19 protein-coding genes and 2 pseudogenes are annotated in these 23,454 nt (G+C 59.4%); 12 read left to right on the top strand and 9 right to left on the bottom strand.

What is annotated here, in order from left to right:
- Positions 1-12: 12 nt before the first annotated feature.
- The 3 genes from flgD to ltrA all read left to right on the top strand — a co-directional run bounded on the left by flgD (position 13) and on the right by ltrA (position 4,000).
- Entirely contained in the window at positions 13-735 is a 723-nt protein-coding gene (gene flgD / locus ACYZTX_RS23325) for a flagellar hook assembly protein FlgD (protein ID WP_462036029.1), read from the top strand.
- A gap of 31 nt (positions 736-766) precedes the next feature.
- Positions 767-2,092, top strand: a complete 1,326-nt coding sequence (flgE, locus tag ACYZTX_RS23320) for a flagellar hook protein FlgE (protein WP_462036028.1) — start codon at positions 767-769, stop codon at positions 2,090-2,092.
- 486 nt (positions 2,093-2,578) lie between these two features.
- Positions 2,579-4,000 carry a group II intron reverse transcriptase/maturase gene (gene ltrA / locus ACYZTX_RS23315; protein WP_462034392.1) on the top strand — a complete coding sequence of 474 codons (1,422 nt, stop codon included), beginning with the start codon at positions 2,579-2,581 and terminating at the stop codon, positions 3,998-4,000.
- 272 nt (positions 4,001-4,272) lie between these two features.
- Here the strand turns inward: ltrA and ACYZTX_RS23310 are convergent, their stop codons facing one another.
- Positions 4,273-7,167, bottom strand: a complete 2,895-nt coding sequence (locus ACYZTX_RS23310) for a ribonucleoside-diphosphate reductase subunit alpha (RefSeq protein WP_462036027.1) — start codon at positions 7,165-7,167, stop codon at positions 4,273-4,275.
- Between the two features lie 733 nt (positions 7,168-7,900).
- Between ACYZTX_RS23310 and ACYZTX_RS23305 the strand changes: the two genes are divergently transcribed.
- Together ACYZTX_RS23305 and ACYZTX_RS23300 are read left to right on the top strand one after the other, a co-directional pair.
- Entirely contained in the window at positions 7,901-8,614 is a 714-nt protein-coding gene (locus tag ACYZTX_RS23305) for a response regulator (protein ID WP_074879161.1), read from the top strand.
- The gene (locus ACYZTX_RS23300; RefSeq protein WP_462036026.1) at positions 8,611-10,221 is read left to right on the top strand and encodes an ATP-binding protein; all 1,611 of its coding nucleotides are present in this window, start codon (positions 8,611-8,613) and stop codon (positions 10,219-10,221) included. Before ACYZTX_RS23305 ends, ACYZTX_RS23300 begins: the two co-directional genes overlap by 4 nt.
- A 126-nt stretch (positions 10,222-10,347) precedes the next feature.
- Here ACYZTX_RS23300 and ACYZTX_RS23295 read toward each other — a convergent pair whose 3' ends face one another.
- Both ACYZTX_RS23295 and ACYZTX_RS23290 read right to left on the bottom strand, forming a co-directional pair.
- The gene (locus tag ACYZTX_RS23295; RefSeq protein ID WP_462037098.1) at positions 10,348-11,073 is read right to left on the bottom strand and encodes a 4'-phosphopantetheinyl transferase family protein; all 726 of its coding nucleotides are present in this window, start codon (positions 11,071-11,073) and stop codon (positions 10,348-10,350) included.
- A 170-nt stretch (positions 11,074-11,243) separates the two neighbouring features.
- Positions 11,244-12,035 carry a dienelactone hydrolase family protein gene (locus tag ACYZTX_RS23290; protein ID WP_462036025.1) on the bottom strand — a complete coding sequence of 264 codons (792 nt, stop codon included), beginning with the start codon at positions 12,033-12,035 and terminating at the stop codon, positions 11,244-11,246.
- A 145-nt stretch (positions 12,036-12,180) separates the two neighbouring features.
- Here ACYZTX_RS23290 and ACYZTX_RS23285 point away from each other — a divergent pair.
- The 3 genes and pseudogenes from ACYZTX_RS23285 to ACYZTX_RS23275 form a co-directional block, all read left to right on the top strand.
- A pseudogene (locus ACYZTX_RS23285) lies at positions 12,181-12,402 on the top strand (hypothetical protein); the annotation flags it as partial.
- A gap of 82 nt (positions 12,403-12,484) precedes the next feature.
- Positions 12,485-13,160 (top strand): annotated as a pseudogene (locus ACYZTX_RS23280) (response regulator).
- Positions 13,157-14,503, top strand: a complete 1,347-nt coding sequence (locus tag ACYZTX_RS23275) for an ATP-binding protein (RefSeq protein ID WP_462036024.1) — start codon at positions 13,157-13,159, stop codon at positions 14,501-14,503. The pseudogene ACYZTX_RS23280 and the gene ACYZTX_RS23275 overlap by 4 nt, the downstream one beginning before the upstream one ends.
- A 112-nt stretch (positions 14,504-14,615) precedes the next feature.
- Here ACYZTX_RS23275 and ACYZTX_RS23270 read toward each other — a convergent pair whose 3' ends face one another.
- Positions 14,616-15,614, bottom strand: a complete 999-nt coding sequence (locus tag ACYZTX_RS23270) for an AraC family transcriptional regulator (protein ID WP_462036023.1) — start codon at positions 15,612-15,614, stop codon at positions 14,616-14,618.
- Positions 15,615-15,954: 340 nt separating this feature from the next.
- Here ACYZTX_RS23270 and ACYZTX_RS23265 point away from each other — a divergent pair, with 340 nt between their 5' ends.
- Both ACYZTX_RS23265 and ACYZTX_RS23260 read left to right on the top strand, forming a co-directional pair.
- Positions 15,955-17,289, top strand: coding sequence for a dicarboxylate/amino acid:cation symporter (locus ACYZTX_RS23265; RefSeq protein ID WP_462036022.1), 1,335 nt, complete (start codon positions 15,955-15,957; stop codon positions 17,287-17,289).
- Positions 17,290-17,433: 144 nt separating this feature from the next.
- Positions 17,434-18,615, top strand: coding sequence for a CaiB/BaiF CoA transferase family protein (locus ACYZTX_RS23260; RefSeq protein WP_462036021.1), 1,182 nt, complete (start codon positions 17,434-17,436; stop codon positions 18,613-18,615).
- Between the two features lie 120 nt (positions 18,616-18,735).
- Here the strand turns inward: ACYZTX_RS23260 and ACYZTX_RS23255 are convergent, their stop codons facing one another.
- Positions 18,736-19,230 carry a SprT family zinc-dependent metalloprotease gene (locus ACYZTX_RS23255; RefSeq protein WP_462036020.1) on the bottom strand — a complete coding sequence of 165 codons (495 nt, stop codon included), beginning with the start codon at positions 19,228-19,230 and terminating at the stop codon, positions 18,736-18,738.
- 158 nt (positions 19,231-19,388) lie between these two features.
- On the bottom strand, positions 19,389-19,991 hold the full coding sequence (locus ACYZTX_RS23250; protein WP_134827800.1) for a Yip1 family protein: 603 nt from the start codon (positions 19,989-19,991) through the stop codon (positions 19,389-19,391).
- Positions 19,992-20,258: 267 nt separating this feature from the next.
- Here ACYZTX_RS23250 and ttcA point away from each other — a divergent pair, with 267 nt between their 5' ends.
- Entirely contained in the window at positions 20,259-21,083 is an 825-nt protein-coding gene (gene ttcA, locus ACYZTX_RS23245; RefSeq protein ID WP_462036019.1) for a tRNA 2-thiocytidine(32) synthetase TtcA, read from the top strand.
- 125 nt (positions 21,084-21,208) lie between these two features.
- Positions 21,209-21,883 carry a DNA-3-methyladenine glycosylase I gene (locus ACYZTX_RS23240; protein ID WP_462036018.1) on the top strand — a complete coding sequence of 225 codons (675 nt, stop codon included), beginning with the start codon at positions 21,209-21,211 and terminating at the stop codon, positions 21,881-21,883.
- 88 nt (positions 21,884-21,971) lie between these two features.
- Here the strand turns inward: ACYZTX_RS23240 and ACYZTX_RS23235 are convergent, their stop codons facing one another.
- From ACYZTX_RS23235 to arsC, 3 genes are read right to left on the bottom strand one after another with little or no spacing between them, the layout of a single operon-like run.
- On the bottom strand, positions 21,972-22,397 hold the full coding sequence (locus tag ACYZTX_RS23235; protein WP_462036017.1) for a DUF2069 domain-containing protein: 426 nt from the start codon (positions 22,395-22,397) through the stop codon (positions 21,972-21,974).
- Between the two features lies 1 nt (position 22,398).
- Positions 22,399-22,995 (bottom strand): NAD(P)H:quinone oxidoreductase, encoded by a 597-nt coding sequence (gene wrbA, locus ACYZTX_RS23230; RefSeq protein ID WP_462036016.1) that lies wholly within the window; start codon positions 22,993-22,995, stop codon positions 22,399-22,401.
- Complete coding sequence (gene arsC / locus ACYZTX_RS23225; protein WP_462036015.1) at positions 22,992-23,345, bottom strand: arsenate reductase (glutaredoxin); 354 nt, start codon at positions 23,343-23,345, stop codon at positions 22,992-22,994. Before arsC ends, wrbA begins: the two co-directional genes overlap by 4 nt.
- Positions 23,346-23,454: the final 109 nt, after the last annotated feature.

Here is a 23,454-nt window from a genome sequence, read left to right as displayed (position 1 = left end):
GGGGCGACTCAGATGAGTGTGACCGATACCACCAGTGGCATTAGCCTCAAAGACATCCTGGCCAACTCCTCGGTAAAGACCAACACCAGTGCCGATGGCCTGGCGTCCGCGACGAGCAGCGCCACCGGCAAAAAGGCCCTGGGCAAGGACGCGTTCCTGCAGTTGCTGGTAACGCAACTGAAAAACCAGAACCCGCTGGAACCGCAGGACAACGGCGAGTTCGTCGCCCAGTTGGCCCAGTTCAGTAGCCTGGAAGGCATCACCACGCTCAACACCACCGTGAGTGGCCTGGCCAGCAATTACAACTCGTCCCAGGCGTTGCAGGCGTCGTCGCTGGTCGGGCGTTCGGTTATTGCACCGGCCGACAAGACGGTGGTCGATACCTCCAAGAGTTTCACCGGCACCATCGCCGTACCGGCGTCGGTGGACCCGGTCAAGGTCAAGATCACCGATGCCGATGGCAAGGTTGTCCGCACCATCGATCTGGGCAGCCAGAAAGCCGGTACTTCCACTTTCATCTGGGACGGCAAAAACGACGCAGGCGAAGTGGCCAAGACGGGTACCTATACCTTCGGCGCTACAGCGACCTACGACGGCAAGGCGACCTCGCTGGTGACGTACTTGCCGGCCACCGTCAACAGCGTGACCATCAGCCAGACCGGCGGTGAGTTGATGTTGAACCTGGCCGGGCTGGGCAGCATCGCCCTGTCCAAAGTACAAACCATTGGTATGTAGAGCCGACTAACACGGCACAAAGGAGTGGAATATGTCTTTCAATATCGGCCTTAGCGGTCTCTATGCAGCCAACAAACAACTGGACGTAACCGGCAACAACATCGCCAACGTCGCGACCACCGGTTTCAAATCGTCCCGTGCGGAATTCGAAGACGTTTACTCGGCCACCAAGCTGGGTTCCGGCAGCAAAACCATCGGTAACGGCGTGCGCCTGGCCAACGTTTCCCAGCAGTTCACCCAGGGCGACGTCAACAACACCGGCAACGTGCTGGACATGGGTATCAACGGTTCCGGCTTCTTCGTGCTGAGCGAGAACGGTTCGATGTCCTACACCCGTGCCGGTACGTTCAAGGTCGACAAGGACGGTTACGTCACCAATAGCGATGGCTCTGCGCGTCTGCAGGGTTATGGCGTGGATGCCAATGGCAAGATCCTCAATGGCGTTTTGACTGACCTGCGCATCGATACGTCGAACCTGGCGCCAAAAAACACTTCCACGGTTTCGTCGACGATCAACCTGAACTCCACAGCTCCCATCATCAACCAGACTACCAATCCGTTTGACCCGTCCAAGGAAGCGTCCTTCACCAAGCAGTTCAGTACCCCCATTTACGATACCCAGGGTAACAAGCACGTCATGGACCAATACATGGTCAAGACTGGTGACAACACCTGGAAGACCTACACCCTGATCGAGGGTCGCAACCCGGATGGCAGCGATCCTACTCTTGCCGCTTCCCTTCCGGTCGCTTCGACCATGAACTTCGACAGCTCCGGCAAGCTGACTTCGGTCACCACACCGGTTGTTCCAGCGACCGTTCCGCCATCCGTGGTAACCAGCCCTGACCTGAAGGTCACCGGCTGGATTCCGGGTACCGTGACCAATGGCGTGTGGACAGCCAACGGCGCTGCCTCCGGCGTCGTTACGGTCTCCATGGACAAAACCACGCAGTACAACGCTGACACCGCGCGTTCGATTCCTTCGCAGAACGGCTACGCCACCGGCCAGATCACCAACTTGACCATCGACACCAGCGGTATCATGCTGGCCAACTTCAGCAACAGCCAGACCAAGCCCATCGGTCAGATCTCGCTCGCCAGCTTCACCAACGAGCAAGGTCTGCAGCCAATTGGCGGCACTGGCTGGAAAGAAACCTACGCGTCGGGTATCCCGGGCTACGATGCACCGAACACCGGTACCTTGGGCGAGATCAATTCCAACTCTCTGGAAGAGTCCAACGTCAACCTGACCAATGAACTGGTCGACCTGATCAAGGCGCAGAGCAACTACCAGGCGAACGCCAAGACCATCTCCACCCAAAGCACCATCATGCAAACCATCATTCAGATGACCTGATGCGGGTTGGCTGAAAGCGCTGCACAAAGAGCCCCTCGGAAGAGGGGCTTTTTTTTTGTGGTGCGCCAGGTATGGCGCGTTGCGCGCAAGCGCAACCAGTTTGGCTGTGGTGGCCACGCTGGTGACTTGGAGGTGAAAGTCCTCTACACACCCGGCAAGGGGAAGTGTTAGCCAGAGGCAAGGGTGTCGCGGGTGACTGCGAATCTGAAGGAAGCCCGAGGCAAAATGCTGGCCTGACGAACAGGAAGCGGATGAGGCGGCGTAGCGGGGTAAGACGGCCATAATCGTCAAAGCCCAATACTTGCACGGAACGCTACGACGTAGATCCGACAGGCATAAGCAGGAAGGTCGCGCGAATTACCCTGGGAGATCTGCACGTTTGCCACTGTGCTACCGAGCGTCGAGAGGCGACGGGATGAGCGTGCAGAAGTCAGCCGAGGCCGTAGTAAGTGGCAAATAACCCTGCCACCAAGGGCCGAACAGGTTATGCCGCCAGTAGGTGTCAGAGTCTCGTCGAATACCGAAATGCAGAAATTTCTCCCAGAGAAGACTGTTACTCCGAGTCCCGGACAGAATCCGAGGATGACGGCTGACAGCGCAAAGGTATCGACGGCGTCTGTGACGTGGACGAACGCGGAGCCGGACACGCTGATGGCGCGGGTGCTTGCACCCGCCAACCTCAGACGTGCGTATCATCGCGTAGTCAGCAACAAGGGCGCGCCGGGTGCCGATGGCATGACGGTCGACCAGTTGGCGGACTATGTGAAACAGTATTGGCCGACCCTCCAGAAGAGGTTGCTGGCCGGCGAGTACCACCCGCAAGGTGTACGCGCCGTCGACATCCCCAAACCCAAAGGCGGCACCCGGCAGCTGGGTATTCCCAGCGTTGTGGATCGCCTGATCCAACAGGCATTGCTGCAACAGCTCACGCCGATCTTCGACCCGCTATTCTCGGACTATAGCTACGGCTTTCGACCGGGCAGAAGCGCCCACCAAGCCATCGAGAAAGCCCGTGCCCATGTGGCGGCAGGGCATCGCTGGTGCGTGGAACTCGATCTTGAGAAGTTCTTTGATCGGGTTAATCACGACATCCTGATGGCTTATCTGGCGCGCCAAATCGAAGACAAGCGGGTGCTCAAGCTGATCCGTCGTTACCTCGAAGCGGGAACGATGTCAGGCGGTATCGCCAGCCGACGGCAGGAAGGGGCGCCGCAAGGCGGCCCGCTCTCGCCGTTGCTGTCGAACATCCTGCTCAACGAACTCGACCGCGAGCTGGAACGACGGGGTCATCGTTTTGTGCGTTATGCCGACGATGCGAACATCTATGTGCGCAGCCCTCGTGCTGGCGAACGAGTGATGAGGAGTGTCGAGCGCTTCCTGAATCAGCGCCTGAAACTGACGCTGAACCGGGACAAGAGCCGAGTTGCGGGGTCTTGGGCCTGCGACTATCTGGGTTACGGGATGAGCTGGCATCAGCAACCGAAGCTGAGAGTGGCGACGATGAGTCTGGGTCGCTTGCGCGACCGACTCAGAGAGCTGCTACGTAAAGCGCGGGGCCACAAGATGGCGAATATCATCGAGCGGATAAACCCCGTGCTGCGTGGTTGGGCGGGCTACTTCAAGCTGAGCCAAAGCAAACGGCCACTTGAGGAACTGGACGGCTGGGTGCGTCACAAGCTTCGTTGTGTCGTCTGGCGTCAATGGAAGCGGCCCTCTACGAGGGCGCGCAACTTGATACGCTTGGGACTTAATGAGGCGCGGGCGTGGAAATCGGCAGTCAATGGCCGAGGCCCATGGTGGAACTCGGGAGCGCCTCATATGAATCAGGCGTTGCCGAAGAAGCTGTGGGACCGACTCGGGCTGGTCTCGATACTGGATACGATAAACCGGCTTAGCCGTGTAACCTGAACCGCCGTATACGGAACCGTATGTACGGTGGTGTGAGAGGACGGCGGGGGCAACCCCGCCTCCTACTCGATCCTGACAGAATCAATATCAAAAGATCGCAGCCTCGTTTCACTCGACAGCTCCTACAGAAAATTGCTATCTCCTGTAGGAGCTGTCGAGTGAAACGAGGCTGCGATCTTTTGACCTTAAAGGCAGGCAAAAGAAAACCCCCGACAAACCAGAGGCCTGTCGGGGGTTTCGAGTAAGCGCCTTGCGGCGCCTACCGGCTCAGCTTATTGGCAAGCTTCGCAATCCGGCTCGTCGATGGCGCAAGCCTTCGGCACTGGAGCGGGACCGGCAGGAGCTGCCAGGACCGAATCTTCACCGTGGTTGCCGCCGCTGGAAACAGCGTTCAGCTTACCGGTGTTGATGGTCGACTTCTCGGTGCTGGTCGCGGCCAGGGCGCGGAGGTAGTAAGTGGTTTTCAGACCACGGTACCAGGCCATGCGGTAGGTCACGTCCAGCTTCTTGCCCGATGCGCCGGCGATGTACAGGTTCAGCGACTGAGCCTGGTCGATCCACTTCTGACGACGGCTGGCCGCGTCAACGATCCATTTGGTGTCCACTTCGAAGGCGGTCGCGTAGAGCTCTTTGAGTTCTTGCGGGATGCGCTCGATCTGTTGCACCGAACCGTCGTAGTACTTCAGGTCGTTGATCATGACCGAGTCCCACAGACCGCGAGCCTTCAGGTCGCGAACCAGGTACGGGTTGATCACGGTGAATTCGCCCGACAGGTTCGATTTCACGTAGAGATTCTGGTAGGTCGGTTCGATCGACTGCGATACGCCAGTGATGTTGGCGATGGTCGCGGTCGGCGCGATGGCCATGATGTTGGAGTTACGAATGCCTTTCTGTACACGGGCGCGAACCGGTGCCCAGTCCAGGGATTCGTTCAGGTCAACGTCGATGTACTTCTGGCCACGTTGCTCGATCAGGATCTGTTGCGAATCCAGCGGCAGGATGCCTTTGGACCACAGCGAACCCTGGAACGTCTCGTAGGCGCCGCGCTCGTCGGCCAGGTCGCAGGAAGCCTGGATCGCGTAGTAGCTGACCGCTTCCATCGACTTGTCGGCGAACTCGACGGCAGCATCGGAACCGTAAGGAATGTGCTGCAGGTACAAAGCGTCCTGGAAGCCCATGATGCCCAGACCGACCGGACGGTGCTTGAAGTTGGAGTTCTTCGCTTGTGGCACCGAGTAGTAGTTGATGTCGATCACGTTATCGAGCATGCGAACGGCGGTGTTCACGGTGCGTTCCAGCTTGGCGGTGTCGAGCTTGCCGTTGGTGATGTGGTTCGGCAGGTTGATCGAGCCCAGGTTGCAAACGGCGATCTCGTCCTTGTTGGTGTTCAAGGTGATCTCGGTGCACAGGTTCGAGCTGTGAACCACGCCGACGTGCTGCTGCGGGCTGCGCAGGTTGCACGGGTCTTTGAAGGTCAGCCATGGGTGGCCGGTTTCAAACAGCATGGACAGCATTTTGCGCCACAGGTCTTTGGCCTGGATGGTCTTGAACAGCTTGATCTTGCCTGGGTACTGGGACAGGGCTTCGTAGTACTCGTAACGCTCTTCGAAGGCCTTGCCGGTCAGTTCGTGCAGATCCGGAACTTCGGACGGCGAGAACAGGGTCCACGGGCCGTCATCGAAGACGCGCTTCATGAACAGGTCAGGGATCCAGTTGGCGGTGTTCATGTCGTGGGTACGACGACGATCATCACCGGTGTTCTTGCGCAGCTCGATGAACTCTTCAATGTCCATGTGCCAGGTTTCCAGGTAGGCACAGACAGCGCCTTTGCGCTTGCCACCCTGGTTAACGGCTACCGCGGTGTCGTTCACCACTTTCAGGAACGGAACAACGCCCTGGGATTTGCCGTTGGTGCCCTTGATGTACGAACCGAGCGCACGAACCGGCGTCCAGTCGTTGCCCAGGCCGCCTGCGAATTTGGACAACATGGCATTGTCGTGGATCGCGTGGTAAATGCCCGACAGGTCATCCGGCACGGTGGTCAGGTAGCAGCTCGACAGCTGTGGACGCAGGGTACCGGCGTTGAACAGGGTCGGGGTCGAGGACATGTAGTCGAAGGACGACAACAGGTTGTAGAACTCGATCGCACGGTCTTCCTTGTTCTTCTCTTCGATCGCCAGGCCCATGGCCACGCGCATGAAGAAGATTTGCGGCAGTTCGAAGCGGATACCGTCCTTGTGGATGAAGTAACGGTCGTACAGGGTTTGCAGGCCCAGGTACGTGAACTGCTGATCGCGCTCGTGGTTGATCGCTTTGCCGAGTTTTTCCAGGTCGAAGGTAGCGAGGACCGGGTTCAGCAATTCGAATTGGATACCCTTGGCGATGTACGCAGGCAAGGCCTTGGCGTACAGGTCGACCATTTCGTGGTGGGTCGCGCTTTCGGCGACTTCCAGGAAGTTCAAGCCTTCGGCACGCAGGGTGTCCATCAGCAGGCGAGCGGTCACGAACGAGTAGTTCGGCTCACGCTCAACCAGCGTACGGGCGGTCATCACCAACGCGGTGTTGACGTCGGTCAGGGCCACGCCGTCGTACAGGTTTTTCAGGGTTTCGCGCTGGATCAGGTCGCCGTCGACTTCTGCAAGGCCTTCGCACGCTTCGGTGACGATGGTGTTCAGGCGACCCATGTCCAGAGGAGCAAAGGTGCCGTCTGCGCGGGTGATGCGGATCGACGGGTGAGCGTTGACCGCTTCCTCGGCCGGCGCGTGGGCGGCGCGTTCTTTCGAACGACCGTCGCGGTAGATCACGTAGTCGCGGGCCACTTTCTGCTCGCCGGCACGCATCAGGGCCAGTTCGACCTGGTCCTGGATTTCTTCGATGTGGATCGTGCCGCCCGATGGCATGCGACGCTTGAAGGTCGCGGTGACTTGTTCGGTCAGACGGGCAACGGTGTCGTGGATTCGCGACGAAGCGGCTGCGGTGCCGCCCTCAACTGCGAGAAACGCTTTGGTGATGGCGACGGTAATCTTGTCATCGGTGTAAGGAACGACAGTGCCGTTACGCTTGATCACGCGCAGCTGGCCAGGCGCGGTGGCAGACAGATCCGAAGTCGAATCAGCGGCCTGCGGCAAGGTACCCTGCGGGTTCTCGCGAGTTGTGTCGGTTTGCATGGGTGTCTCCACATTCTTTATGTTTGTTTGGGCACCATCACGGTGCCCACCGTTCCGTCCTGAAGCACTACAACCGGCGAGTGCCGGGCATACCAACTTCGGGACAGTCAGGAAGGGGGCTATTGGGCGCCGCTTCCATGCCGAAGTCTTTGGTATCAAGCCATGTGCCTGAGACCGAGTTCCTTGCTGGGTGACAGTTGGGGACTGCAACACCCGTACCGTTTCTCCCCTTGGGGCTGAAAAACAGCAGCCATCCGCACGCGCGGTTTGGTCTTTCAAAAATTCGTTTGGTTCAACCAGAAAGAGGCAATAAAAGCGCTTGAAATTGGTGTCTGGTTTGTGTTTGGTTTTTCACGCAAAACCCTACATGTAGGGTTTTTTTCGCGTCGGGCTACAAGATAATGCGTTTTGGGGGGGGATTGCAACGTACTACCTGTGGATAAACCTGTGCGTAAATTGTGTGTGAAAGGTGGAACGAGCGTGTAGGCCGCGACGTAGCTGGAGCGGACAGTTTTTCGCTGATTTTCAATGATTGAAAACAGTCATTCGGATTTTTAAGGGCGCGAACCCTATCACAAAAAAACGTGTTGTCCGAACGCATTTACCGGCTTGTGTTCTCGGCGAGCGGCGTTTATACAATCGGCCAGTGCGTACGCATTCTTATCCTCCCCAATCATTACAAAAAGACGGGCGGATCCTTCCTTATTAGCGTTGTTGGCAAGCAGAGGTCACCGTGGAACAAGAAGCCTGGCAAGTATTGATTGTCGAGGACGACCAGCGTCTGGCTGAACTGACCCGCGATTACCTGGAAGCCAATGGCCTGCGCGTGTCGATCGAGGGCAATGGCGCCTTGGCCGCGGCACGGATCATCAAGGAGAAACCGGACCTGGTGATCCTCGACCTGATGCTCCCCGGCGAAGATGGCCTGAGCATCTGCCGCAAGGTCCGCGACAAGTATGACGGCCCGATCCTGATGCTCACTGCCCGTACCGACGACACTGACCAGATTCTTGGCCTGGACCTGGGCGCCGACGACTACGTGTGCAAACCGGTTCGCCCACGACTGCTGCTGGCGCGCATCCAGGCCTTGTTGCGACGCAGTGAAGCCCCTGAAGTGGCGCCGGAAAAACAACGGCGCCTGCAGTTTGGACCGTTGGTGGTGGACAACGCGTTGCGCGAAGCCTGGCTGAATGACAACGGCATCGAACTGACCAGCGCCGAGTTCGATCTGCTCTGGCTGCTGGTGGCCAACGCTGGGCGTATCCTGTCCCGGGAAGAGATTTTCACCGCGCTGCGCGGCATTGGCTATGACGGCCAGGACCGTTCCATCGACGTGCGCATCTCGCGCATCCGCCCCAAGATCGGCGATGACCCGGAGCATCCGCGGCTGATCAAGACCATCCGCAGCAAAGGTTATCTGTTCGTTCCGGAAGCCTGCACGCTGTGAACTCGATCTTCCTGCGCATTTATGGCGGCATGTGCGCGGCGCTGATTCTGGTCGCCGTACTCGGCGTGCTGGCCTTGCACTTGCTCAACCAGGTGCGCGGCGAGCAATACCGTGAACGCCTGGCCCACGGCACGTTCTCGCTGATGGCCGACAACCTGAACCCGATGAACGAGACCGAGCGCCACCGTGCCTTGCTGGTGTGGGAGCGTTTGCTCGGGATTCCTTTGGCACTGAAGACCTTCGCCCAGACCGACCTCGACCTCACCCAGCGCACCCGCGTGCTGCGCGGTCAGGCGCTGGTGGAACAGACCGGCCCGCATGCGGCGAAGGTTTACCGGTTGGTCAGCGACAAGCAACAGCTGGTGCTGACGGGGGAGGTCCAGCAGATCAGCGAGCAACTGGCCCGGGCGACTATTTACCTGCTGGCCGATGAACTGGTGCGCTACCCGGTGGCCGAGCAACCCGAACGCCTGGCGCAGTTGAAGCGTGACAAAGGGTTTGGTTTCGACTTGCGGCTGGTGACGGTCGAGCAAGCGGACATGGACGAGGACCAGCGTCGCCGGGTGTCCGAAGGCGATACGGTGATGGCGCTGGGCAAGGGCGGCGATTCGATCCGGGTGTTTGCCGGCATGGTCGGTACGCCGTGGGTGCTGGAAATCGGCCCGTTGTATCAGATGAATCCTTATCCGCCGGAGTGGCTGGTGCTGATCGCGGCCCTTGGGTTGAGCCTGATCGGTTTGATCGTCTATCTGTTGGTGCGACAACTTGAGCGCCGTTTGCGTGGTCTCGAAGCGGCCGCCACGCGCATCGCCAAGGGCAGCCTGGAAACCCGCGTTCCGGCCCGCGGCGCGGATTCGGTGGGACGGCTGGCCTCGGCGTTCAACGGCATGGCTGAGCACTTGCAGCAGTTGCTGGCGATCCAGCGTGAGTTGGTGCGCGCCGTGTCTCATGAGCTGCGCACCCCCGTGGCACGACTGCGCTTTGGTCTGGAAATGATCGGCTCGGCCACCACGCCGCAGGCGTTGGAAAAATACTGTGAAGGCATGGACCACGACATCGAAGATCTCGATAAGCTGGTGGACGAGATGCTCACCTACGCACGACTTGAGCAGGGTTCACCGGCGCTGATTTTTCAGCGGATCGATCTGGATGCGTTGGTCAATCAGGTGATTGAAGAACTGGCGCCGTTACGCGCCGAGGTCACGGTGCAGCGCGGGTTGTGCCTGTCCGCCGCTGACAACGACAACGCGTGGGTCGAGGCCGAACCGCGCTACCTGCACCGGGCGTTGCAGAACCTGGTGAGCAATGCCATGCGCCACGCTCAATCACGGGTGACCGTCAGCTATCAGGTAGGGCAGCAGCGCTGTCGGGTGGATGTCGAGGATGACGGGCCGGGCGTGCCGGAAATGGCCTGGGAGAAAATCTTCACGCCGTTCCTGCGCCTCGATGACAGTCGCACCCGCGCCTCGGGCGGGCATGGGCTGGGGTTGTCCATCGTGCGGCGAATCATCCATTGGCATGATGGCCGGGCGTTGATCAGCAAGAGCAAAAGCCTGGGCGGGGCGTGTTTCAGCCTGAGCTGGCCGAGGAATCAGGAGAAGCGGTGAGAGGTGTGCTGAATGATCCACCGCCTTCGCGAGCAAGCCCGCTCCCACACTGATCTATGCCATACCGAAGATCCCCTGTGGGAGCGGGCTTGCTCGCGAAGAGGCCCGCCCAAACACTGAAGATCCTCAGGCTTTGATGCTGACCAGACTCAACAACTGCCCATCCACAATCCCAAACTGCGCATCCAGCTCAGTGCCGTTGCGCCACTCGCTGGACAGATCCGTCAGCAACCGCAGTCGCACTTCACCGCTCTCGGTCCACTCCAGCACTTCGGCGTGCTCGAAATAGAAGCGCTGCTGAACGATCGGATAAAGCGCCTTGAACAGGCTTTCCTTCACCGAAAACGTCAGGGTCACCAGCATCGCCAACTGATCGCTACGGCCGGCGGTCATGCGTTGCAACTCAGGCGCGGTGAGGATTTCCCCGGACAGTCGTTCGGCCCGTTCAGGGTTGAGCAGGTTTTCCAGGTCCATCCCCAAGCCGCGCCAGTGGGCTTTGTTCGCGACAATCGCTGCGGCCCGGCCGGTGCTGTGGGTGATCGAGCCCGTGATGTGCGTCGGCCACACTGGCGCCCGGTCATCACCAATGGCCGGGACAAAACTCAACCCTTCCAACTGTTGCAACGCCGCCCGAGCGCACACCCGCCCGGCGAGGAACTCAGCCTGACGCTTGGCGACCGAGCGCTGGATCGTGGCCGGCGGTTCGATGGCGCTGCGCTGAAAATCATCGCTGGCCAGTTGCGAGGTATCGAAGTGAGTGCTCAACAGCACCGTATCGGCCAGCGCAAACGGCAGCGGCCAATGGGCATCGAGTGGGGTGCAGCAGACGGGTAGGGCGGGGGCGGGATTCATGTCGGGCATTTTGCCGGGTTGCCTTGAAACTGGGTAGTGCAAAGGTTCAGATCGGCGGCGCGGCCTTCGCGAGCAAGCCCGCTCCCACATTTGACCGAGCTCTTCCTGGAGAAATGCGATCGAATGTGGGAGCGGGCTCGCTCGCGAAGGCCGCGCCGCGGTCTACCTGTTCAACCAAAAATCTTCTTGAAGAATGCCTGCATGTCCGCCCAGGATTTTTCATCCGCCGCTTTGTTATAGCCAATGTCCGGCCCGGCATGATCGCCATGGCTCAGGCGATCAGCCTCAGGATTACTGAACCCATGCTTGGCGCCCTCAAGGCTGACGAACGTGTAATCCGCCCCGGCCTTGTCCATTTCAGCCTTGAACGCTGCAACGTTTTCCGCCGTTATCATGCTATCCAGAGCACCATGTTCGACGAGGATTTTTGCTTTCACGCTACCCGGTGTGGCTGGCGTTTTGGTCGCCAATGCCCCGTGGAAACTCACCACGCCCGCCAGCGGCAAGCCCTGACGTGCTGCATTCAGCACCACGCCACCGCCGAAGCAATAACCGATGGCCGCGAGTTTGTCCGGATCGGTTTGCGGCTGTTTCTTCAACAGATCGAGCCCGGCCTGAAAGCGTGCGCTCGAGGCGCCACTGTCCTTCAACGCTGCTTGCATAAACGCCATGGCGTCCTTCGGATGCTCAGTGTTTTTACCGTCGCCATACATGTCGATGGCCAGCGCGCTATAACCCAAGCCGGCGAGATCACGGGCGCGGCGTTTGGTGTACTCGTTGAGTCCCCACCATTCATGCACCACCACAATGCCGGGGCGCGGTCCTTTAATGGCATCGTCGTAGGCGTAATAGCCGATCAATTTGGTGCCATCGGCACTTTGGTAGGGGATTTCCTGGGTCTTGATGGCGGCTTGGCTGAGCCCGCTCAGGGCCAGTAGTACGAGGGCGAGGAAAATGCGCATAGTCGAATCTCCTGCAAGAAAGTGATCACAACAGCCTGGTCGATTTGATTCAGCTCAGGTTCAGAATGCGTTCAGGGTGAGTTCAGGGCCGGTTGAGTAACCTTGCCCGTACCCAAAATGCACGTAGCGCATGAGGAAATTTCTGATGACTGGCTTTAAGAACCTGCTTCTGGCGTTTACCGTTCTGAGTGCGAGTATTGCGGCTTTCGCTTCCGACGACAATTTCGCCAGCCTTGCTCTAGGGAAGACCAGCGACAAGGTCAAAAAGTCCCAGGCCCTCGGTTATTACGCCGCTTACGACAACGTGTCGGTGTCGCACAATGGCATTAAACTCCGTCAGGAAGACCTCATGGGCCGCTACGATCTGTCCTGCCACAGCCAGTCGCCATGTTAGTCATCGCGAAGCGCCGTTGTGCAACTGGAGATGTTGATTTGCCCGGGAGAGCGTTATGAAACTGCTGGTCGTCGAAGATGAAGCGCTGTTGCGCCATCACCTGCACACCCGCCTTACGGATAGCGGCCACGTGGTCGAGTCCGTGGCCAATGCCGAGGAGGCGCTGTACCAGACCGAACAGTTCAACCATGACCTGGCGGTGATCGACCTCGGCTTGCCCGGCATGGGCGGGCTCGACCTGATCCGTCAGCTGCGCTCGCGCGGCAAGACCTTCCCGATCCTGATCCTCACCGCGCGCGGCAATTGGCAGGACAAGGTCGAAGGCCTGGCCGCCGGTGCTGACGATTACGTGGTCAAGCCGTTCCAGTTCGAAGAACTCGACGCGCGCCTGAATGCCTTTGCGCCGCTCCAGCGGTTTCACCCAGTCGATCATCGTCGCCGGGCCATTGCTGCTGGACCTCAATCGCAAACAGGCGTCCCTCGATGAACAACCGCTGGCGCTGACCGCGTATGAGTACCGGATCCTCGAGTACCTGATGCGTCATCACCAGCAAGTGGTGGCCAAGGATCGCTTGATGGAACAGCTCTACCCGGACGATGACGAGCGTGATCCGAACGTGATCGAAGTGCTGGTCGGTCGTCTGCGCCGCAAGCTTGAAGGCCCGGCCGGCTTCAAACCGATCGATACCGTGCGTGGCCTCGGTTACCTGTTCAATGAGCGCTGCACTTGATTCGTTCCCTTCGTGTGCGCTTGATGCTCGCCGCCACCCTCCTGGCGGTGTTGTTCATGCTGGCGTTGCTGCCAGCGATGCAGGGTGCGTTCAGCCTGGCGTTGCAGGATTCGATCGAGCAACGTCTGGCGTCAGACGTCACCACGCTGATCTCCGCCGCCCGGGTGGACAACAACCGCTTGCAGATGCCGGCGCAGTTACCCGATGAGCGTTTCAACCTCACTGACAGCCGTTTGCTCGGCTACATCTATGACCGCGAAGGGCACCTGGTCTGGCGCTCGAAGGGCACCCAGCAAGAAAACATCAATTACAAACCGCGTTACGACGGACGCGGTAACGAGTTCGCGAGGATCACCGAAGCCAAGGGCCAGGAGTTCTTCGTCTATGACGTCGAGGTCAAACTGCTGGGCGGCAAGAGCGCGGCGTTCAGTATCGTCGCGCTGCAACCGGTGCGCGAATACGAAGACACCCTCGACGGCCTGCGGGAAAACCTGTATCTGGGTTTCGGCGCGGCCTTGCTGGTGTTGCTCGCGTTGCTGTGGATTGGTCTGACCTGGGGATTGCAGGCATTGCGCCGGCTCAGTCAGGAACTGGACGAAATCGAAAGCGGCACCCGCGAAAGTCTCAGCGAACAACACCCGCGCGAACTGTTGCGCCTGACCGGCTCCCTCAACCGCTTGTTGCACAGTGAGCGCGAACAACGTAGCCGATATCGCGATTCCCTCGACGACCTGGCCCACAGCCTGAAAACCCCGCTGGCCGTGTTGCAAGGCGTCAGCGAAGACATGGCCCTGCGCCCGGCAGATCGCGATCAGGCCTGGGTGCTGCAATCGCAGATCGAACGCATGAGCCAGCAGATCAGCTATCAGTTGCAGCGCGCCAGCCTGCGCAAAAGCGGCCTGGTGCGCCATCAAGTGCGCCTGCGCCCGGTGCTGCAAAGCCTCTGCGACACCCTGGGCAAGGTCTACCGCGACAAACGCGTGCGAGTCGCTTTCGATCTGCCGGAACAGTGTTATGTGCCGATCGAGCAGGGCGCCTTGCTGGAAATGATGGGCAACCTGCTGGAAAACGCCTATCGCCTGTGCCTCGGCGAAGTGCGCATCAGCGTGCGTGAAAGCCTTGGCGGGGTTGAGTTGTGCGTTGAGGATGATGGACCGGGCGTGCCAACGGATCAGCGAGCGCGGATTCTGCAAAGGGGCGAGCGGCTGGATCGGCAGCATCCCGGGCAGGGGATTGGGCTGGCGGTGGTCAAGGACATCATTGAGAGCTACAACGCGAAGCTGACGCTGGGGGATTCGCCGATGGGCGGGGCGGCGTTCAGGATTCATTTTCCGGTGGTTTGAGATCGGTGCGTGAGCGAAAAGATCGCAGCCTCGTTTCACTCGGCAGCTCCTACAGGGCTTGGCATACACCTGTAGGAGTTGTCGAGTGAAACGAGGCTGCGATCTTTTGATCTTAATTCTCTTGGGCGCGGTAGGCGCCCGGCGTCAACCCGGTCCACTTCTTGAACGCCCGGTGAAACGCCGAAGGCTCTGAAAACCCCAACTGCTCGGCAATCTGTTGCAACGACAAGTCCGCACGCCCCAAGTGATAAATCGCAATGTCCCTTCGCAGCTGATCCTTTAATTCCTGAAAACTCGACCCTTCTTCCCGCAAATGCCGACGCAGCGTCTGTGGGCTGATGTGCAAGTGCGCGGCCACCGCTTCCAGGTCCGGCCAGCGCGAACTGTCGCGGCTGAGCAACCGGCGCAACTGACTGCTCAAACTGTCGCCATCGTCCGGGCGTGACAACAGGTCGGCGGGGGAGCGTTCGAGGAAATGTTTGAGTGTCCGTTCGTCCTGCAACAGCGCCATGTTCAAGTAGCGACTGTGAAACAGCAGGCTGCTCTGTGCCGTGGAAAACTCCAGCGGGCACGGGAACAGCAAATCGTATTCGGCGCCATGTTCCGGTCTCGGGTAGCTGAACGTCGCCTGCTCCAGCCGAATGCGCTGGCCGATCAACCAGCTGCCGAGGCGATGCCACACCATCAACTGGCTCTCGGTGAGGAAATGGTCTGGGTCCTGGAATTTCGAATCATCCAGGCTGAGGCGGATCATTTCGTCTTCGCGGGTCAGGGTCAGACGCGGCCCCTCGGGGAACAGGCTGTAAAACAATAAGCCGCGTTGGAGTGCTTTCTCCAGACTGCGGCAGTGAATCACCGCATGGCACATCATCGCGAAGCTGCCGGTTTTGCTCGGTACCGGCCCGAAACCCAGGTACTCGTCGTCCAGGGCCAGCCACAAACCCTGGATCAACCGGGTGAACTGCTCAGGTGCAATTCGCGCACGCGGTTCGTCAAGCAACTCGGGGCTGATGCCCAGTTGTTGCAACAGGTATGAATAGTCATAACCCAATCGGCGCGCACCACCGAGGGCGGCACGGGCGAAATGACTGGCGATGGTGCGTTCGCGCATAAGAAGGCAGGTCCGTCCATTGAACGGCGGATGGTAGCCGTGGTGGCCAACGATGAACAAGGCGGATATCCGCCAAATTGCAGGACGTGATTTGGTCGATGGGCGGAAATCCGCCATATCGATGTAGCCGAGAAGCGACCAGGAAAAACCTGTAGCCCTTGATGTCAAAAGGCGTGCAGGCTTTTTGACGAAGGTGGCACGGGCCTTGCGATACAACCCGCAGATGCCTGCCGTTGCGCAGCTCGACAAAACAAATCCCTCCAGTGCAGGAGGGTTCGCAAATGAGGTGTCGTTGACAACAGATGGATGTTGTCGCGGGACGCTCTTGAGGAACTTTGCAATGACGACTCGTCAGCCACTGTACAAATCCCTGTATTTCCAGGTGATCGTTGCTATTGCCATCGGCATCCTGCTCGGTCACTTCTACCCGCAGACCGGTGTGGCCCTCAAGCCGCTGGGTGACGGGTTTATCAAACTGATTAAAATGGTCATCGCGCCAATCATCTTCTGTACGGTCGTCAGCGGTATCGCCGGCATGCAGAACATGAAGTCAGTCGGTAAAACCGGCGGCTATGCGCTGCTGTACTTCGAAATTGTTTCCACCATTGCCTTGCTGATCGGTCTGGTCGTGGTCAACGTCGTGCAACCGGGCGCCGGCATGCACATCGACGTAACCACTCTGGATACCAGCAAAATCGCTGGCTTCATCTCGGCCGGTAAAGACCAGAGCATCATCGCTTTTGTCCTCAACGTGATCCCGAACACCATCGTCGGCGCCTTCGCCAACGGCGACATCCTGCAAGTGCTGATGTTCTCGGTGATCTTCGGTTTCGCCCTGCATCGCCTGGGTGCCTACGGCAAACCGGTGCTGGACTTCATCGATCGCTTTGCTCACGTGATGTTCAACATCATCAACATGATCATGAAGCTTGCGCCGGTCGGTGCCTTCGGCGCGATGGCCTTCACCATCGGTGCCTACGGTGTCGGCTCGCTGGTGCAGCTGGGTCAGCTGATGATCTGCTTCTACATCACCTGCATCCTGTTTGTGGTCCTGGTACTGGGCGCCATCTGCCGCGCGCACGGTTTCAGCGTCCTCAAACTGATTCGCTACATCCGTGAAGAACTGCTGATCGTGCTGGGTACTTCCTCTTCGGAATCGGCTCTGCCACGCATGCTGATCAAGATGGAACGCCTGGGCGCGCAGAAGTCGGTTGTGGGTCTGGTGATCCCGACGGGCTACTCGTTCAACCTCGACGGTACGTCGATCTACCTGACCATGGCCGCTGTGTTCATCGCTCAGGCGACTGACACCCCAATGGACCTCACCCACCAGATCACTCTGCTGCTGGTGCTGTTGCTGTCCTCCAAAGGTGCTGCGGGCGTGACCGGCAGTGGCTTCATCGTGTTGGCGGCCACCCTGTCGGCCGTAGGTACTCTGCCGGTGGCCGGTCTGGCGCTGATCCTCGGTATCGACCGCTTCATGTCCGAAGCCCGTGCGCTGACCAACCTGGTTGGTAATGCGGTTGCGACCCTGGTCGTGGCCAAGTGGGTAAACGAGCTGGACGAAGACAAGCTGCAAGTCGAGCTGGCTTCCGGCGGTCGCGGTATCTCCGACGAGCGTGAAGAAGACGACCTGGGTGTGGCTGAAGGGCCAACCCCAATCAACGTCAAATAAGACGGCTGCACTGAAAAAACCCGCTTCGGCGGGTTTTTTCATGCCTGCGATTTGAGCGTAACGGTCACCGTATCTGACGCATAAGGTGATTGCTGCAATGCTGTTGGCTGCCTAGTCTGGGGGCATCGTTTACGGAGATCACCCATGCTCGGTCCACTGGCATCCCTCAAGGTTCTGGATTTCTCGACACTGTTGCCGGGGCCGTTCGCCTCACTGTTGTTGGCGGACATGGGCGCCGAGGTGCTGCGCATCGAATCACCAACGCGCGTGGACCTGCTGCGGGTTCTGCCGCCCCATGATCGGGGTGTTTCCGCCAGTCACGCCTACCTCAACCGCAACAAACGCAGCCTGGCGCTGGACCTCAAGCAACCTGAGGCGCTGGAGGTGATCAAGCAGTTGCTGCAAAACTTCGACATCGTGCTGGAGCAGTTCCGCCCCGGTGTGATGGAGCGTTTGGGCCTGGGTTATGACGCCTTGAAAGCGATCAATCCGAAACTGATCTACGTGTCGATCACCGGTTACGGCCAGACCGGTCCCTACAAGGACCGCGCCGGCCACGACATTAACTACCTGGCGCTGACCGGGCTGACGAGCTACACCGGCCGTGCCGAAAGCGGACCGCTGCCGTTGGGTATGCAAGTGGCGGATATCGCCGGTGGCTCGTTGCATGGGGTGATCGGGCTGCTGGCGGCGGTCATCGCCCGGCAGCAAACCGGGTTGGGGCAACACCTGGATGTGAGCATGACCGACTGCGCGTTCAGCTTGAACGCCATGGCCGGCGCCGGGTATCTGGCCTGTGGTGAGGAGCCGGGGAGGGAGGATCAGATGCTCAATGGCGGCAGCTTCTACGACTATTACCGTTCGCGCGATGGGCGTTGGTTCTCGGTGGGCAGTCTGGAGCCGGCGTTTATGCAGCAACTGTGTACGGCGTTGGGTCGGCCGGAGCTCGCGGCGCAGGGGCTCTCTTCCAAGCCTGCGGAGCAAAAAGCGCTCAAGAGTGAGTTGAAAATTGAATTCGAGACGCATGACTTTGCCGAGTTGTGCGCGCTGTTTGCCGGCGTCGATGCTTGCGTGGAGCCGGTGTTGAGCGTGGGCGAAGCGGTGCGGCATCCGCAGTTGAAGGCTCGGGAACTGGTGGCTGAAGTGCCGAGTGGTGACGGGACGACGCAGGCGCAGATGGCTTGTCCGTTGAAGTTTTCGCAAGGGTTGCCTGAGCCGAAGCACATTGGCGCGGCGCTGGGGCAGCATACGGATCAGGTATTGGGGGAGTTGGGGTTTAGTGCTGAGCGAATTGAAGCGTTACGCCGTGCCAAGGTAGTTGTGTAGTGGATGTCAGGGCCTCTTCGCGAGCAAGCCCGCTCCCACAGGGGATCTTCGGCGCGACATAAATCCAGTGTGGGAGCGGGCTTGCTCGCGAAGAGGCCAGTACAGGCACCACACATCTTGCTACTCGACCCGCATCTCCCCGCTGAACACCAACGTGCTCCGACACCGCCGACACAAATACCGCCGCCCCTGGCGCACCAAACCATGACGCTGGGCCGAAAACGGGAAATCGCTGTCCACACACGGGCATTTGTAGATGTAGCGGGTCACGCGGCGACGTTTGACGTCGTAGGTGTGGCAGCGATTGGGCGGCAGTTCGTACACGCCGCGCATGATCAGTTGCCACTCTTCACCGTGGGGCGCAATGCGGTCGCCGAACAGTTGATGGGCGATCAGGTGCGCAACCTCGTGGGCCACGGTTTGCTTGAGGAAGTCCTCGGTGTTTTCCCGGTACAGCTGCGGATTGAAGCGCAGCAGATTCTCGTGCAAATGCGCAACACCGGCTTTCTGGCCGCGCAGCTTGAGGCTCACCACCGGGCGTTTGAAAGGTCGTTTGAAAAAGGTTTCGGCTTGTTGGTAACAGTCTTCGACGCGGGTATTGAGTTGCTCGGGCATGCTTGATGGATCTCCAGAGACGTCGAGTATGCCGCAACCCTCGGGACTTGCGAATCGCTCAGGCGCCGAATGGTCGTCGCTCCTGCTCTTTCTTAGAGAGTAGAAGGCCGCCTTGCGGCGGCCTGTGTTGGCAGATCTAGTTATTGAGTGATGTGTTGCTAGTTCGTATAGACCGGCCCCACGCCGAGTCCCCAGACAATCACAGTGAACGCCATGATGGCTACCAGCACCACCAGGCCTACAGCGAGCACCGAACTTGAAAACAGGAATCCCTCGTCTGATGGAATGTTCATGAAAGTGGGTAGCCCCACATACAGCAGGTACACCGTGTAGCAGATGGCCGCGGTGCCGACGATCATCCCCAGCCACATGTGTGGGTACAGCGCCGCCAGACCGCCAACGAACAGCGGTGTCGCGGTGTAGGTCGCAAAGGCAACGCAGCGTGCCAGGCTCGGGTTGGCGTCATAGGTACGAGCCATCCAGTGGACGAACGCGCCCATGACCGCCACTCCGCCGAGCATCGCCAGGTATGACATGACCGTCATCCATAGCGCACTCTCCACCGTCAGCATCACCGGCGCGCGACTGCCAATCACCCAGCCGACCTGAGTGGTGCCGATAAACGCTGACACTGCGGGAATCGCCGCCAGAATCAGGGTGTGGGTGAGATACATGTGGCTGATGCTTTCCTCCTGGTCGCCACGAATCTCTTTCCATTCTTGGTCAGGGTGGGTGAAGAGCCCCACTACGTGATGGATCATGCCAGTCACTCCTCTTGTTTTACCGTCGCCCCCCAGTGGAGCGCCTACGGGCCAAAGTGGCCGAGTAAGGAAAGGTCTGGATATGTGTGTGACCTTATGTCGCAGTATAGAAAGGTCTTACCGGTGCATGTGCGAGGGCGTTAGAGCAAATTGCGCTGTAAACACGCCTGTTAATCGCCGCAGGGTCTGTCGCTTGGAGGCTCTTCGCCCCCGAAGCGTTTTTGCGTAAAATGCCGACCTTTCGTCACACCTCACGGATTTCGCGTCATGGGCACTCTTACGGTCAACCAGAACAAACTGCAAAAGCGCCTTCGCCGCCAGGCCGGTGAGGCTGTTGCCGATTTCAACATGATTGAAGACGGCGACAAGGTCATGGTCTGCCTGTCCGGTGGCAAGGACAGTTACACCCTGCTCGACGTGCTGATGCACTTTCAGAAGGTCGCTCCGATCAGGTTCGAGATCGTGGCCGTGAACATAGACCAGAAGCAGCCGGGTTTTCCTGAAGATGTGCTGCCCGCTTACCTGAAAACCTTGGGCATCGAGTATCACATCGTCGAGAAAGACACCTATTCGGTGGTCAAGGAGCTGATTCCGGAAGGCAAGACCACCTGTTCGCTGTGCTCGCGCCTGCGTCGCGGCACGCTCTACACCTTCGCCGACGAAATCGGCGCGACCAAAATGGCCCTCGGTCATCACCGCGACGACATCGTCGAGACTTTTTTCCTGAACATGTTCTTCAACGGTTCGCTCAAAGCCATGCCGCCGAAGCTGCGGGCCGACGATGGCCGCAACGTAGTGATCCGCCCGCTGGCCTACTGCAACGAAAAAGACATCCAGGCCTACTCGGACTTCAAGCAATTCCCGATCATCCCGTGCAACCTCTGTGGTTCTCAGGAAAACCTGCAACGCCAGGTGGTCAAGGACATGCTTCAAGAGTGGGAGCGCAAGACGCCAGGCCGCACCGAAAGCATTTTCCGCAGCTTGCAGAACGTGATCCCGTCGCAACTGGCGGATCGCAACCTGTTCGACTTCACCAGCCTCAAGATCGACGAAACGGCGGCTTCGCGCTTCGTCAATGTTGTGAACCTCTGAACAACGTGTGGGAGCGAGCCTGCTCGCGAAGGCGTGGTGCCAGCCAACATCAATGTTGAATGGCACACCGCTTTCGCGAGCAGGCTCGCTCCCACAGGTTTCATTTCAAAACCTCAGGAGAGGGCATGCGCGATTACAAGTGGCTGCACGAATACTGTCTGAACCGCTTCGGTTCAGCGGCTGAACTGGAAGCCCATCTGCCCGTTCCGAAAACCCCGGCGCAATTGCGCAAGATCAGCGACGACCGCTACCTCTCGACCATGGCGCTGCGCGTGTTCCGTGCCGGGCTCAAGCACAGTCTGGTGGACGCCAAATGGCCGGCGTTCGAAGAGGTGTTTTTCAAATTCGACCCGGAAAAAGTCGTGCTGATGAGCGCCGAACACCTTGAGCGCTTGATGCAGGACGCGCGGATCATCCGCCACTTGGGCAAGCTCAAGAGCGTGCCGCGCAATGCGCAGTTCATCCTGGACGAGGCACATGAGAGGGGCAGCTTCGGCGCATTGATCGCCGATTGGCCCGTCACGGATATCGTTGGGTTGTGGACCTACCTGAAAAAGCGCGGTCATCAATTGGGCGGGTTGTCGGCGCCGCGATTCTTGCGGATGGTCGGTAAGGATACGTTTGTGCCGAGCTACGACGTGGTCGCGGCGTTGAATGCACAGAAGATTGTCGACAAGGTGCCGACCAGTCTGCGGGATCAGGCGTTGGTACAGGATGTGTTTAACCAGTGGCATGAAGAGAGCGGTGGGCGGGCGATGAGCCAGATTTCGATGATGCTCGCTTACACAGTGAATCATTGACACCGAGTCGCTCCCTTCGCGAGCAAGCCCGCTCCCACAAGGATCGCGTGAACCCTGTGGGAGCGGGCTTGCTCGCGAAGGCGTCAGTTCAGGCGACTCTAATTTCGCCTTCACCCGCCAACTTGCGATTGAGCTGAAACCGCCACCGCACATACAACAGCGCCGAGCAGAATACCGCCAGGCTCGCGCCCATTTCCAGCAAACCAAACAACTGCCGGTTCGGGTCATACGCCGCCAGTGCGCCCTTGATGAAATACAGGTTCACCACAAAACACATCCATGAATGCCCACGCGCGCTGCCGACAATCATCCCCGGCGCCAGCAACAGCAGCGGCACCAGTTCGATCAGCAGAATGACCCACGGCCGTGCGCCGTGCAGGTCGGCGACCACCAGGTAGTAGGCGCAGAGCAGCCCCACCAGACCGAAAAAGCACAGCAGGCTGATGACGCGCATCGCTCGGACCCTGGGTTCGAGCCATTCGATGGAGGGCAGAATCTTCGGCTTCTTGGCCACGTTAGCGCTCCAGTTTCTGTGCAGTCTTGGCCAAGCGCAGGCCCAAGGCCCGGCATAGCGCGACTTCATGTTCATTCAAACCAAGTTTGCCATCGGCCCCGGCGTGATGGCTGGCGCCGTAAGGCGTGCCGCCGCCACGGGTTTCCAGCAGGGCCGATTCGCTGTACGGCAGGCCGGTGATCAGCATGCCGTGGTGCAGCAATGGCAGTATCATCGACAGCAGCGTGGTTTCCTGACCGCCGTGCAGGCTTGCGGTAGAAGTGAAGACCCCGGCTGGTTTGCCCACCAGAGCGCCGGTCAGCCACAGGTTGCTGGTGCCGTCGAGAAAGTACTTGAGCGGCGCGGCCATGTTGCCGAAGCGGGTCGGGCTGCCGAGGGCCAGGCCCGCGCAGTTCTTCAGGTCGTCGAGGCTGGCGTAGAGCGCGCCTTCGTCGGGGATGTCCGGCGACACCGCCTCGCACTCGGTGGAAATCGGCGGCACCGTGCGCAGGCGCGCTTCCATCCCGGACTGCTCGACGCCCCGGGCAATCTGCCGGGCCATTTCATTGGTCGAGCCGCTGCGGCTGTAATACAGAACCAGAATGTACGGCGCGCTCACGGCAACAGCTCCAGCACATTCTCCGGCGGCCGGCCGATGATGGCTTTGTCGCCTACTTCGAGAATCGGTCGCTCCATGAGTTTCGGGTTGGCGGCGATGGCGGCAATCAATTGCGCTTCGCTGAGGCTGCTGTCGGCCAGGTTGAGGGTTTTGTACTCGTCCTCACCGGAACGCAGCAGTTGCCGGGCGCCGATGCCCAGCTTGGTCAGCAGGTTCTGGATTTGCGTGGCGTCCAGCGGGGTGTCCAGGTAGCGAACCACCGTTGGGGTCAGGCCACGGGCTTCGAGCAGTTCGAGCGCACCGCGGGATTTCGAGCAGCGCGGGTTGTGATAAAGCGTCAGATCGGTCATGTGCGGTTCGCATCTTGCGTAAGGTGACGGCTATTCTAACTGTGCAGCGCGTAATCCAGAACCTTGGGAGGCGATGGGTCGCAGGCGCATTCAATTTTGAACAAGGATC

The sequence above is a fragment of the Pseudomonas sp. MDT1-17 genome, from assembly GCF_054898105.1.
Note: the sequence above shows the minus strand (reverse complement) of the source record. Positions and strands in the feature narration are given on the sequence as shown.